11 protein-coding genes, 1 pseudogene and 1 riboswitch are annotated in these 13,175 nt (G+C 39.6%); of the genes and pseudogenes, 6 read left to right on the top strand and 6 right to left on the bottom strand.

Features of this window, described 5'->3' with window-relative positions; genetic code table 11:
* Nucleotides 1-17 precede the first annotated feature (17 nt).
* Nucleotides 18-341 carry an ArsR/SmtB family transcription factor gene (locus ACN6MY_RS01670; RefSeq protein ID WP_419884043.1) on the bottom strand — a complete coding sequence of 108 codons (324 nt, stop codon included), beginning with the start codon at nucleotides 339-341 and terminating at the stop codon, nucleotides 18-20.
* A 717-nt stretch (nucleotides 342-1,058) separates the two neighbouring features.
* Here ACN6MY_RS01670 and ACN6MY_RS01665 point away from each other — a divergent pair.
* Nucleotides 1,059-1,271 (top strand): annotated as a pseudogene (locus tag ACN6MY_RS01665) (glutathione-dependent formaldehyde dehydrogenase); the annotation flags it as partial.
* A gap of 410 nt (nucleotides 1,272-1,681) precedes the next feature.
* Here ACN6MY_RS01665 and ACN6MY_RS01660 read toward each other — a convergent pair.
* The gene (locus ACN6MY_RS01660; RefSeq protein ID WP_419882541.1) at nucleotides 1,682-2,923 is read right to left on the bottom strand and encodes a benzoate/H(+) symporter BenE family transporter; all 1,242 of its coding nucleotides are present in this window, start codon (nucleotides 2,921-2,923) and stop codon (nucleotides 1,682-1,684) included.
* Nucleotides 2,924-3,045: 122 nt separating this feature from the next.
* Here ACN6MY_RS01660 and ACN6MY_RS01655 point away from each other — a divergent pair, with 122 nt between their 5' ends.
* The 4 genes from ACN6MY_RS01655 to ACN6MY_RS01640 all read left to right on the top strand — a co-directional run bounded on the left by ACN6MY_RS01655 (nucleotide 3,046) and on the right by ACN6MY_RS01640 (nucleotide 6,620).
* Nucleotides 3,046-3,915: a LysR family transcriptional regulator gene (locus tag ACN6MY_RS01655; RefSeq protein WP_101591484.1), complete on the top strand. Its 870-nt coding sequence runs from the start codon at nucleotides 3,046-3,048 to the stop codon at nucleotides 3,913-3,915.
* A gap of 756 nt (nucleotides 3,916-4,671) precedes the next feature.
* Entirely contained in the window at nucleotides 4,672-5,247 is a 576-nt protein-coding gene (locus tag ACN6MY_RS01650) for a bifunctional transcriptional activator/DNA repair enzyme AdaA (protein ID WP_419882540.1), read from the top strand.
* On the top strand, nucleotides 5,228-6,145 hold the full coding sequence (locus ACN6MY_RS01645; RefSeq protein ID WP_419882539.1) for a DNA-3-methyladenine glycosylase family protein: 918 nt from the start codon (nucleotides 5,228-5,230) through the stop codon (nucleotides 6,143-6,145). Before ACN6MY_RS01650 ends, ACN6MY_RS01645 begins: the two co-directional genes overlap by 20 nt.
* Nucleotides 6,129-6,620, top strand: a complete 492-nt coding sequence (locus tag ACN6MY_RS01640) for a methylated-DNA--[protein]-cysteine S-methyltransferase (RefSeq protein ID WP_419882538.1) — start codon at nucleotides 6,129-6,131, stop codon at nucleotides 6,618-6,620. The genes ACN6MY_RS01645 and ACN6MY_RS01640 overlap by 17 nt, the downstream gene beginning before the upstream one ends.
* A gap of 48 nt (nucleotides 6,621-6,668) precedes the next feature.
* On the opposite strand, the gene ACN6MY_RS01635 is transcribed toward ACN6MY_RS01640, so the two are convergent.
* The 3 genes from ACN6MY_RS01635 to ade all read right to left on the bottom strand — a co-directional run bounded on the left by ACN6MY_RS01635 (nucleotide 6,669) and on the right by ade (nucleotide 10,780).
* Nucleotides 6,669-8,015: a GntP family permease gene (locus ACN6MY_RS01635; protein ID WP_419882537.1), complete on the bottom strand. Its 1,347-nt coding sequence runs from the start codon at nucleotides 8,013-8,015 to the stop codon at nucleotides 6,669-6,671.
* 84 nt (nucleotides 8,016-8,099) lie between these two features.
* Nucleotides 8,100-8,831, bottom strand: a complete 732-nt coding sequence (locus ACN6MY_RS01630) for a GntR family transcriptional regulator (protein ID WP_419882536.1) — start codon at nucleotides 8,829-8,831, stop codon at nucleotides 8,100-8,102.
* 206 nt (nucleotides 8,832-9,037) lie between these two features.
* Entirely contained in the window at nucleotides 9,038-10,780 is a 1,743-nt protein-coding gene (gene ade / locus ACN6MY_RS01625) for an adenine deaminase (RefSeq protein WP_419882535.1), read from the bottom strand.
* Nucleotides 10,781-10,869: 89 nt separating this feature from the next.
* Nucleotides 10,870-10,971, bottom strand: a riboswitch (purine riboswitch).
* Between the two features lie 118 nt (nucleotides 10,972-11,089).
* Between ade and ACN6MY_RS01620 the strand changes: the two genes are divergently transcribed.
* On the top strand, nucleotides 11,090-11,458 hold the full coding sequence (locus ACN6MY_RS01620; RefSeq protein ID WP_419882534.1) for a hypothetical protein: 369 nt from the start codon (nucleotides 11,090-11,092) through the stop codon (nucleotides 11,456-11,458).
* A gap of 186 nt (nucleotides 11,459-11,644) precedes the next feature.
* On the opposite strand, the gene ACN6MY_RS01615 is transcribed toward ACN6MY_RS01620, so the two are convergent.
* Nucleotides 11,645-12,796: an amidohydrolase gene (locus ACN6MY_RS01615; RefSeq protein WP_419882533.1), complete on the bottom strand. Its 1,152-nt coding sequence runs from the start codon at nucleotides 12,794-12,796 to the stop codon at nucleotides 11,645-11,647.
* Between the last annotated feature and the right edge of the window lie 379 nt (nucleotides 12,797-13,175).

The following is a 13,175-nucleotide window of genomic DNA, read 5'->3' as shown; positions in this document are numbered from 1 at the left end:
TGGTCCTCCTTAAAAGGTTATATTTTTAAGCCTATATACTTTTCAAACTGTTTAATGGTTTCTTCATTGCGTCGATAATAAGTCCATTGTCCGATTCGTTTCATTTCCACCAGCCCGCTTTGCAATAGGATAGACAAATACTGGGAGGTGGTGGACTGTGATAGTCCTACTTTGCTTCGAATATCACTAACACAAACCCCGCCATCAAAGCCTTTTTCATTGATGACATGGGCCTGCGGGGAAAAATTATTATCAGGTTCTTTCAACATTTGCAGAATATTTACTCTTGTTTGATTTGACAGAGCCTTGAAAATTTCAACTGCCTGTTCGTCTTTTATCATATTTGATTCCTGATTCAACACTGCCCGCCCCTTTCTGAAATCTATTTTGAAATACGTATAAACTAACCGAACAAAAGGATATTGATAATTTGCGATATGTCTATATTACTTTCCTTTAAACCCAAAATCAAATTTTATGCTTGCTTTTAGACAGGGCTAGGAAACGGCTTTAAAGGAACTGCACAAATTAGCTTAGAGAACAGGTGGCGGAGAGATGAGGATTATTTTGCCTATCTTTTAAATGGTTTGGGTTGGCATACGGGAAGAGAAAGCTGGTCCAACAATTGGCCGAATTTCATCTGAAGGCACTGGCCCAATTAGCATATTATAGGAAATTTCAATTAACGAGTAGGTAGGTTAGGAAGTGATTTACGTAGGATTAGGGTTGAAGGGGAATGGAAGGGTAAATGAAATACTTGGTCAAGGACATGCTATCCATGATTTTGATGCTACCTGCAATTCACCCGATTCAAAGAAGCATTCCTGTCAAATCCCTATAGAATTAAATTCACATCAAGAACAAAAGGCTGTTTCATAAATGGAGAGAGAAACTTTTATTATATTCTGTTCAATGGTTCTCAGAAAGATTCACAATCGTTATTAAAAATGTTTCAGAAGTTAGTGAATAACTTATAACAATGTTTACGGTGTGATAGGTGACAGGCAGCTTTTCTTCTACAACTGACGAGCTGGTTGAATATCTACCTGTGTAATATATTAGGAGACATTTTCCAAAGAAATGTTGATATTAAAACGGGTCAGGCCCTAGTTATTCCGTATATGCCTTTTCTTTACAATCTTATATCTGAAGGAAAGGTTGATATTGGTGATGTAATTACACATGTTCTCCCATTAGACCAGGCAAAGCATGGATACGAAGTTTTTGACACAATGAACGATAATTGTATAAAAGTCATTCTAAAACCTTAAATTGAATAAATCTAAGATGAATAGAGGTCATTATTTGGGATAGCAATTTGTGGCGTCCTATTAACAACGTCTGCACCGCAATACTTGCATCACAACTAATGGCCACAAAACAAAAGGTTGATTACCTTTGTTTCATTTACAGAAAGATAAAACAATCATTTAAGGCGGTGATCATCTCACCGTCTTTTTTGTTGAATCAATGATTTCTTAATTACTGATAATCATTATGGTTAAAGGTATTGTTGAATATCCTTAATTTCTTGAAGGATAGCAGGATTTATTACGGGGTACCGTATCATAAGAATTGAGGTTTTTATTCTATACAAAAAAATAAATGACACCTAGACTGCACTATGTCTAGGTGTCATTTATTTTGTCATGAGATGTATCCGAGGTCTAAAGAAACTGTGTTAGGAAGCTTCACTCAGTTTAGTTTCATTGTTTGGGTCACTTGATTCAGATTTAAAATCTTGTTTATCCAAGAATACGGTGGCCAAGGTACCCCCAACCAGACCCCAGAATGGCGCTCCAATATGGAGTATAGAGATCCCGGAGATTGTGATTATAAAGGAAAAGAGGGCGCCTGATTTGAATGGACCAGAGAAACTCATTTTCAAAGAGTCAACCAGTACACTAATCATGGCGATGCCACCTAGTAATTGAATTAATGAGGCAGGAATGACATATGGAATTTGCGAAGCTATTGGAGAGAATAGAGCTAATAAACAGGATAATACTCCTAATACAATAGCAGCGACATACCTATGTTCAAGTTTGCCTGAATCTTTATTAACAAGTAAGCCCGTCATGGGACCTGCAATACAGGCTGGGTGGCCCCCAAAAAAAGCATTTATAATGGTACCGATTCCGCTCCAATTGGTCATGGCATTGATCGGTGGACGATAGCCATGGGTCTCTAACATAGCAATCCCTTGGGCATTTTGAATGGCAATAACCGTTAAGAGTAATGGAATGACAAGTTCCCCTACAACGGAAAAACTAAATGATGGAATGATAAAATGGGGAATGCCCATTGCTATATGGAGAGGCTGTACCGATACGTTCGGCAAAAATTTAAGACAAAGAATTGCTGCAACGATCGCCCCTAATATAGGCGGAAACTTTTTTGAAAATCGTAAGAAAAAAGAAAGAGCAAGAAAGACAAGTAACGGGATTCCGTTGAGTAACGGATTTTTTACAACCGAGCCGATCATTTGAGTTCCGAAAGGGAGTAAGACACCTGACACCATCCCCATCATAACTGGCATAGGTAAAACCTTCATCAATTTTGTAACAAGGCCAGTTAATCCTAAAAGAAAAATAAGGATCCCGGTTATAATATAGGCACCAACCACTTGGTTGAAAGAATAATGGGTTAAGCTTGAGCCGACAAGAATGGCTCCAGGTATTGAAAAGGCATAGCCTATGGGTTGCCCATAATATAAGGAGACGATGAGCGTTAGGAGTCCACCCATTCCATAAATGGCGAAAATCCATGAGCTGGTTATGCTACCAGATAAATGACCTTTTGCAGCAGCTTGTAAAACAATTAATAATGGTCCTGCTGAACCAAAAAGCCAGGCCACAAATCCATTCGATATATTCCCAACCGATAAAAGCTTTGGAAATTGTATGGTATTTTTTTTGAACAACAAAGTCACTCCCCTTCACCTTATGAATTACACTACACCTTAGTGTATACTTAATTTATCAATACTTAAAATATCTGTTTTATCTTTTTACTATATCTTTTAGGTATGATGGAGGTTTCATCTTGGATATTCGACAGTTAAAATACTTTGTCACTATAGCAGAAGAAGGTAAGATCACGACAGCTGCAAAGAAATTAAATATTGCCCAGCCCCCTTTGAGCAGACAACTCAAACAAATGGAAGAAGAGCTAGGCGTCATTTTATTTGATCGAGATAACAAAAGTCTTAATTTAACCTTGGAGGGGGAAAGATTACTTCTTCGAGCAAAAGAACTTTTAAATAAACTTGATGAAACAATGGTAGAAGTTCAAGAATTGAGGAAAGACGCCAGTGGGATTTTATCTGTTGGATCCAATCTTTATTGTGCATCTTTAATTCTTTCCAAGGTGGTAGATATTCGTGAGAAAAATCCTGGTCTTACTTTCAAAGTATGGGAAGGTGAAACGATTCATCTCATAAAAATGTTATCTAAACGTCAGATTGAGATTGCGATAACAAATAGTCCAATAACAGAAAAAAGTATCTCTCAAATGACATTGGAAAGTGACCCATATGTGCTTGTTTTGCCTGAAAAATGGACGTGGAGTGGATCAGAACAATGCAGGTTAGAGGAAATCATCGATTTGCCATTAATTCTTCTGCGACCAAACTATGGTTTAGGTGCGTATGGACAAATTGTCAATGAATTTCAACGGTTAGATTTAGAACCAAATATACTGTGCGAATGTCAGGATTTAATTATGTTACTTGGTCTCGTTTCATCGGGGTTTGGTGCAACAATCTTACCGCTCTCGTTATTATCCCTCCATTCATTGGGAGGATTGAGAGTCATTCAGCTAAAGGATCAAACCCTTATATCTGAACCCAAAGTAATTTGGAGGAAGAATAGTTACTTATCAAAAGCAGCAAAAGAATTTTTAAAACTTTTTTAGACACCAAAATTATTTACTCAAAAGTAAAAGACTTCAACGTTGAAAAATGGCAAATAAAATGAAACAGGTATTAATTTTGACTGTGGTAAAGTAGATCTTTAAATGAAAAATAAAATATATTTATGGTTTTATAACCTCATTTAGATTCGTTACGGAGAACCGTATTATAAGTAATAAGATTTCTGATGATTTCTGATAATAAATAATTAAACACCCTTCACTGACCTACGGAGTACGAAGAAATAAGATAGTTAGTGAATGGTTGTATAGTGAAAGAGGAAAAAAAGTGGAGCATATTTAGCTTCACTTTTTTTCCTCTTAAAGACAGACCATAAGAGCAAGAATGAGGACGAAATGGATGTCGAATACTTGTTAAAATGGTTTCAATAGCATCAGGAGAAATAAAATGAAAAGATCCAGAAATTTATTGAGATGCATTCCTCACAGGCACGCCTAGGATGCGCTTTTTGCATTTACACTTGAAAGCGGGCTTCAAAGCAATCTTGTTACGGACAGCTGGGGGGTCTAACTCAATAGGATATTCAGATGGAGAATTGATTCTGACAGTAATTTAGCCTAGCAGAGAATGTGGAATTCCTTGTTTCCGCTGATATTGAAGCAGGCTATGGGAAGATCCACAACAATGAGCATGTGTAATGATTGCTTCTTTAGAAAAGAATGCTGGTGTAGTAATGAAGTTTATGGATACTTCCCTTGTATGTGAACTAACTTTAGTGCAGAAAGGATAGTGGGGCCATGGCTAATATCAATCTTTCTTTCGAAGAGATGTGGGAGAAAATCATTGCGTGCGATCGTATGTATGATGGTCTATTTTTTACGGCTGTAAAAACAACGAAAATATACTGCCGTCCTTCCTGCAGATCGAGAAAGCCGAAAAAAGTGAATGTAGAGTTTTACGATGATATCACTGAAGTTGAAAAAGCTGGTTTTCGCGCCTGCAAAAGATGTCAGCCTGAAGCTGAACAATCCCCGCATATGGAGGTTGTTAAAAATGTCATTACGTTTCTGATCAACCGTTATAAGCAAAATTTGGTTTTAAAAGATATAGCCGATCAAGCCGGTTTAAGTCCCTTTTATTTGGAACGTTTATTTAAACAAGAAACCTCTGAGACTCCGCGTACTTATTTAGATAAAATACGCATCGATAAAGCGGCCCATCTTCTTAAAAACACGGCTTTGACGAACCTGGATATTTGCTATGAAGCGGGATTTAGGAGCCCTTCCAACTTCTATAAAGTATTCCGGAGCCTAAAACACTGTTCACCTAGTAAATATCGAAAGGAACACATGAATGAATTGGACGGATTATGAATCATATATAGAAATTTATCCTCCTGAGGAATTTAACTTTGAAGAGTGTTTAATTCTTTTAAATCGATCTGACCTTGAAGTCCTTCATCAAATTAGAGAGGGGGCTGTATATAAACTAATAAAAGTTAACGAGTCCTTGATATTATGTAAGATTGGATTCATCAATAATGTCATGAAAATTGAATTTCCACTAGGATCCCCGTCCGCTCAATTTCGCAAAAAAGCAGCAGAATTTATTTGGGAATGGTATGACTTGGAGCAGAACTTAGGGGCATTTTATCAAATGGCAAATCAGGACAAAGTTTTAAAGAATCTTGTTCATAAATATTATGGGTTACGTATGATGTGTATTCCAGATTTATTTGAGGCGTTAGTGTGGGCGATTATAGGACAGCAAATTAATTTAACATTTGCTTACACATTGAAGAAACGCTTCGTCGAACAATTTGGAGAAAGTCTGACATTTGAAGGTGAAACGTTTTGGTTATTCCCTTCATTTGAAGATATAGCTTTATTAAACGCAGATAATTTAAGGAAGCATCAATTTACTGGCAGGAAGGCAGAGTATATCATTGACATTGCTAAGGCGATGACAAACTGCGAATTAACAAAAGAATTATTGCTCCAGAAAAAAGATCATCAGAAAATACGCTCGTCGTTATTGAAGATAAGGGGTATCGGACCATGGACAGCAGATTATGTGATGATGAAATGCCTGCATGATACCTCTTCCTCCCCAGTTGCAGATGTCGGCCTTCATAATGCATTGAGGAATCTATTAGATCTTGAGAGAAAACCGACTATAGAAGAAATAGAAGCATATGCAGCAGATTGGGAAGGGTGGCAGGCGTATGCTGTCTTTTATCTTTGGAGGTCTTTATATGACAACAATATATAAATTAGATTATGAATCACCGATTGGCGTGATAGAAATAATCGGTACGGATAAAACAATATGTTCCATTATGTTCTCTGAAGAGGAAAAAAAGGTGAATCTGCTGCATGCTGAAACTCCCCTGATTTTAGCAGAGTGCTATAACCAGCTCGACGAATATTTTAAAGGAATACGCCATGAATTTACATTTTCTTATCAATTTGAAGGAACTGATTTTCAAAAAACTGTATGGGAGGCTTTAAAAGAAATTCCTTATGGGGAAACGGGGTCTTATAAGGATATTGCCGTGTCTATTGGAAATGAAAAAGCGAATAGAGCGGTAGGAAATGCGAATGGGAAAAACAAGTTAACCATTATCATTCCTTGTCACAGAGTAATCGGTTCAAATAAGAAATTAACTGGTTATGCAGGAGGCCTATGGAGAAAGGAATGGCTGCTTCAGCATGAGAAATCTTTCAATATGGGAGTTATTAAATAGAAAGCACCCTCGAGAATTTCGAGGGTGCCTTCCTATTCTATCAATTTATTAAACAATCAAGCTAAGAAGTAAAGTGAATCCTAGCCCGCATACAGAAATAATGGATTCAAGCAGGGTCCAGGTAGCAAATGTCTCTTTCATGCTTAAACCGAAGTACTCCTTGAACATCCAGAAGCCTGCGTCATTTACGTGTGAAGCAATCAGGCTTCCAGCTCCAGTTGCAAGCACAACTAGTGCAAGGTTGACGTCAGAATGTCCTAACAGCGGAATGACCAGTCCTGCAGTCGTAAGGGCTGCAACAGTTGCAGATCCAAGAGAAATACGCAGGATCGCTGCAATCAGCCATGCAAGCAGGATGGGTGATAGGGAGCTATGTTCGAATATCTTGGCAACATAGTTTCCGACGCCTCCGTCAATCAATACCTGTTTGAAAACGCCGCCGCCTCCAATAATCAGAAGCATCATTCCAATTTGGGTGATGGCTGTTGTACAGGATTCCATGACCCTGTTGATTGGAATCTTTCTGGCGATTCCCATTGTGTAGACCGCTACTAAAAGGGAAATCAGCATGGCAGGTGATGCGTCTCCAATGAAACGGATAGCTACAAGGATGTGATTGTCTGCAGCTCCTGTTGTTTTTTGAATCAAAGTGATGATTGTCGCAATGGACATTAAGATCACCGGAAGCAAGGCAGTGAATACACTGATACCAAATCCAGGTGTTTCTTCAAGCTTGAATGCTTTTTGTTCTCCTAGTGAAGCAATGCTGCCGGTTTTCTTGAAAGACTCTGGCACGAGCTTTTTAGCAAGCTTTGTGAAAACAGGTCCAGCAAGAATCACGGTTGGAATGGCTATGATAAATCCGTAAAGAAGGACTTCTCCAAGGTTTGCTCCATATTCTCCAGCGATTGCTGTTGGTCCCGGATGCGGAGGAAGGAAGCCGTGTGTAACAGATAGTGCAGCAGCCATCGGAATGCCAAGGAACAGGATGGATACTTTCAATTCTCTTGAAATCGCAAATACAATTGGAATCAATAGAACTAAACCTACTTCGAAGAACAAAGCAATACCGATAATGAAGGAAGCGATCACGATCGCCCATTGAATATTCTTTTCTCCAAATTTGTTAACGAGAGTCATAGCGATCCGCTGTGCGCCGCCTGAGTCAGCAATCAGCTTGCCGAGCATGGCCCCTAGGCCGAAAATCAGCGCTAAATGGCCGAGAGTGGCGCCGAGTCCTGTTTCAACGGTTTTGACGATGTTTTCTACAGGTATCCCGAGTGCTAAGGCCACTCCGAAAGATACGATGATCAGCGAAACAAATGTGTTGAGCTTTAAGCCCATAATTAACAGCAGCAATGCTAGAATACCAGCTGCAACAATGATTAATGGCATGATAATTTCTCCTTATAAGTTAAATTTATAAATGGCAATTGATTTAAATCCGGTTGTTTGGAATCGGTTTCAAGTGTATGCATGTTAAGCCTGTTCACCCTGACCCGCACCTTTAGCCAGCAGCTGCTGAGACATCCACAGGTCTTCTACTTTTCCTTGGACATCATCAAAATTCTGGTGCAGTGACTGAATCATTAAGTTTCTTTCTTTCGTTTTAATTGCTTCAATATATAGCTCATGGTTTTTCAGGATTCTTTGAAAGTCGTCATACTTTTCCTTGAAACGCACACGCATGGATAAGAGAATTAAGCTTTCCATAACAGGCTTCAAGTTATTCCAGATCATCAGAATGTAGGAATGATTAATAAAACGAATAATGGTTTCATGAAAGATGACATCCTGGCAGGAAAATTCATCTGCATCGCCATATTTGACGGCAACCTTCATCATTTCCAATATTTTGCTGAGTTCTTTTACTAAATCCCCGGTATCTGCTTTTACGATCCGTTCAAATACAAACGACTCGATCATCAGCCGGACATCATAAATTTCCTCTATATGCTTATCTGTTAAACCAGTGACTGATGCGCCCATTCTCTTTAGCTGGACCATGTTTTCAGATGCCAGAATTTTTAATGCATCACGGACGGGAGACCGGCTTACAGAAAAGTCTGCAGCAATTTTATTTTCAGATAGTATGGTACCGCTTTCAATCATCCCTGAAATAATCGATATTCTTAGCTCACTTGCGATTCTCTCGCCGGCTGAAGCCTTTAAAAGCCATTTTTCAGGATATAAAAACTCCTCTTTGGCCATGAACTCCCTCCCTTTAATTTTTCGAAGTATACTTGTATACAAGTAGTATAACTGGTATTTCAAATTATGCAAGCGCTTTTAATAAAAAAATAGTTCTTTTGGCTTGCAAATTTTTTAAGGTGAGAGATGATGTGAGAATAATAGAGTCATCTTTATATGCATCATGCAAAAAAGGCCACTTTCAAAGCGGCCTTTTTAGCGTTATGTCAGGTAATCGATACGTCAATATGCTGAAAACTCTCTGCATCAAACAGGCCGGTGTCGGTTAACTTTAATGCCGGAATGACAGGCAGGGTTAAGAATGAAAGGGTAAGGAAAGGATTAAATGCTCCAGCAAAGCCTAATTGCGATAATGCAGATTTCAGCAGATCCAGTTCCGCGTTTACTGATTGGTAGTCTTTATCGGACATTAATCCCGCGATTGCCAATGGGATGGAGGCGAGTATCTCTCCATTCTTGATGATGGCTAGTCCTCCATTTAATTCTTTTAAGACCTGTACTGCTGTTAAAAGGTCGCTGTCATTAGTGCCTGCTGCCACGATATTGTGGGAGTCATGGGCAATGGTTGTCGCGATGGCTCCGCCTTTTAGCCCAAATCCTTTTACGATGCCTTTTCCAATATTCCCTGAATATTTGTGCCGTTCTATCACTAATATCTTCAGCTGGTCCTCATCACCAGAGGGAGAAAAGCAGCCATTCTTTACATGTACGGTTTCTATTACTTTATTGGTTCTCAGCTGATTGGGGATGATTTCAATGATGTTCGCTCTGCCAGTTTTCCCGATAGGAATTTGGATATCCTTTTCCTCTATGTGAGGGATATGGACGGTAGCAGTGAGCTGAGATAGCGGTTTTTCCTTTACAATGGACTCCCCGGTATATTTTCCATCTTTCGCAACAAGCTTTCCGGATTTAAATACTTCCGAAATCGCAATGGACTCCAGTTCATCCAACAATAAGAAATCTGCTTCAAAGCCTGGAGCGATTGCCCCTTTTTTAGACAAACCGTAGCATTCGGCAGCATTTAATGAGCCCATCTGGATCGCTGTTAACGGAGAAAGGCCGCATTGGATGGCTAAACGGATATTATGGTCAATGCTGCCTTCTTGCATCAAATCATCCAAATGCTTATCATCCGTGCAAAATAAACAGCGGCGAGCATTATGGATATTCACTGCTTTAATGAGTGACTTTAAATCCTTTGCAACAGAACCTTCGCGAATCAATAGATACATGCCGCGCCTTAAGCGTTCTAACGCCTCAGAAGGTGTACTGCATTCATGGTCGGTGCTGACCCCGGCTGCCCTGTATATATTAATTGCATTGGTATCCAATCCTGCCAGGTGGCCATCTATCTGATTTCGGTGCTTCAATGCAGCCGCAATTTTATCCATCATGGCATCCTCCCTATTAGCTAAAGAAGGATAGTCCATAATCTCTGCCAATCCCAGCACCCTTTTATGGGCATAAAAAGGTTCCAGGTCCTCTGCTTTCAGCACGGCTCCTGAGTTCTCAAAGGGAGTGGCAGGTACACAGGAAGGGAGCATGAAAAATGTATCCAGTGGAAGGCCGCTGGAGTTTTCAATCATAAAGCGTATGCCCTCACTTCCGGATACATTAGCAATCTCATGGGGATCGGCGACAACGGCTGTAACCCCATGGGGAAGCAGGACTTTGGCGAACTCAGCAGGGCTCACCATTGAAGATTCGATATGGACATGTCCATCAATGAAAGCAGGGCAGACATACCGGTTTTTTGCATCGATGATTTGCTTTCCTTCAAAATCTCCAATGCCAACAAACATACCCTCTGAAATAGCAAGATCAGCTTCAATTATTTCAAGGTTGAAAACATCAATAATCCGTCCATTCTTAATCACAATATCTGCAGGTGCCTGTTTGCCGGCGGCGGATATTTGTTTTTTTAATGTTGTTTTTTCAGCTGTCATTTTCATCTCTCCCTAAAAAAATAAACCCTAGATTTATCTAAGGTTTAACATGGAGAAGGAAAAATAGAGTCATAGCAAAAAAAGAGTGCCAAAACTCAAATCCTTCTCGTAGTCAAACCATTTACGGCGGTTTGGTAGAAACTTTTGGACCCTATCTCCAATATTATACGAGTGACTATATGCATTTTTTTGTTGGAAATTTATTATTTTACATTCTAACTATCATCAGCGGAGAGGTCAATGGCTATGTGGAATTTTAAAAATTTGCCAACTTGTTGGAAGAATATATCTATATGGGAGGTAACTGTTATGAAAATATTAAACAGGAAATCTAAAAAAGCAATCGTGATTTCGGCGATTGCAGCATGCAGACTATTTGCAGGTTCAATGGGAGCTGGAGCAGAAGGCAGCACTGCAGCAAGCAAAACGGGGCAAGCTCAGCTATATGCCAGCTCCGTAAAAGCAGCTGCAACTTTGTCGAAAAAGGGTGTCATGTCATTTCCGAAAAGATTCAATAAGAAAAATGTCATCAATGAGCTGAAGCCCGAAGCAGTCAATCTCATAAAAACCTATGGCTCAACCCTTCAGACAGGGAGCACCAGAAATTTCAATGCCTATGTAGATAAACATGGGTTGATTTATTGTTTCAGACGGCATTTGGATTATGAACGTGTTTGATGAATATTCCTTAACATACATCATTCATAACACAGGATTTTTAGGATCCCCGGACAAAGAAGAGTGATATTCTTATTATGGTTATTCATGCTGGAGAATGGGTTTTTCGCGGAATCAGCCTTGTTGCCTGGCTGTTTCTTTGGTTGTAGGGCAGCAGACAGATCGTCAATTCTGCTGCCCCGATCTTTAGTCTGCCAGACTATGCAGGCGCAAAATTTCGTTAAAGATGTTAATTCCGGTAAATAGCGAATCAATCTCAAAATGCATATCAGGATGATGCAAACCAGGCTGAAGATTGCATCCTAAACCAATCATTGTGGCTTCTAATTCCGGCATTTTCACTTTATAAAAATGGAAGTCATCACCGCCGGGAGTCACGACAGGAGGAGCGGTTCTTGCAGGTCCCAAAATATGCTGTATGGCTTTATCTGCAATGTCCTGCGCTGCTTGGCTTGATTCTGCAGCCACTATTCCATGGTCGCTGGTAACCTCAATATCTGTTTTATAGACTTCTTGTGCATTATGGATGACATCAAGCACACGGTTATGGAGTTTTTCCATAAGTTCATTTGTTTGTGCCCTCATATCAATGGCAAGGGAAGCTTTTCCGGGAATAATATTTGTATTTCTTCCTCCTGAGATAAATCGTGTCACCTTCGCGGAATGCGGAATATTGGGATCAAAATATAGAGAGTGAATCGCATTCATAATATAGGCGCCAATTTCAATGGCGCTTTGTGTGAGATGCGGCCTTGCGCCATGGGCATCTTCTCCATGGATTTCAAACTCGATGGAACGTGTCGCACTGTGCAGAATGGCAGGAGCGGCATAACCTGCTGCAAGCTCCTGTATCGGCCGGAGATGGACTCCATATAAATAATCCGCTTCAGCAACAACTCCCTTTTTAGCTAATTTAAGCGCACCGGCTCCTACCTCTTCTGCAGGCTGGAAAATAAAGCGTACACCTATTTGTTTCTTCAGATGTTCATTATGCTGCAGGCTCCATAAAACTCCTAACACCAGTGTCATATGGGCATCATGTCCGCAGGAGTGATTGGCCTGCATTTTACCCTTTACTTCCTGGTATAGGGCATCCATATCTGCCCGGATGGCAATGATTGGACGGCTGCCGCTGAAATTCCCCATGTCTCCAATCACACCTGTACAGTCGTCAAATGTGGTTAACCTATGGCAGCCTGCATCCTTTAAAATGCCCTCAATATATTCTGTAGTTTTCCATTCTTCCCAGCTAAGCTCCGGGTTTTTATGAAGATGGCTGAAAGTTTCATATATTTTCTTTTTAAATATATTTGTTAAAGGCTGTGATTGTGAGTTCAAATGTTCCATCCCTTTCTTTACTTGCTGTCATACTTATTATGTATTAACTCTTTTGAGCGATATGAAGAAGAATTGAATGTAATGGGGAAAAGGGTACAGGCCCGTTATCGAGTATGGATTTTTAGGAATTTAGACAGAGCCTTACAAAAGAAATAATTTTTAGAACACTATAATTATACATATTAGTGAATGATCTGCTTTGTTTCAATATGAATCAATGAAGAAAACAATTTTTTGAAAGTATGGCGGGCGTTATATCAGCGACGGTGCGCCTGGGAAAAAATTTTAGCCTCAGTGAAAAACGCCAGGAACTTTCTTACCTTACATAATTTCTCCAGAACATGAAAGCCTTAAACCGGGGTTATTTTTCCAAACTGTT

Origin of the sequence: Peribacillus sp. B-H-3 (genome assembly GCF_048572925.1) — a bacterium.
In the GTDB taxonomy this organism is placed as follows: Bacteria; Bacillota; Bacilli; order Bacillales; family DSM-1321; genus Peribacillus.
The sequence above is the reverse complement of the archived record's forward strand: the minus strand, read 5'-3'. Positions and strand labels throughout refer to the sequence as shown.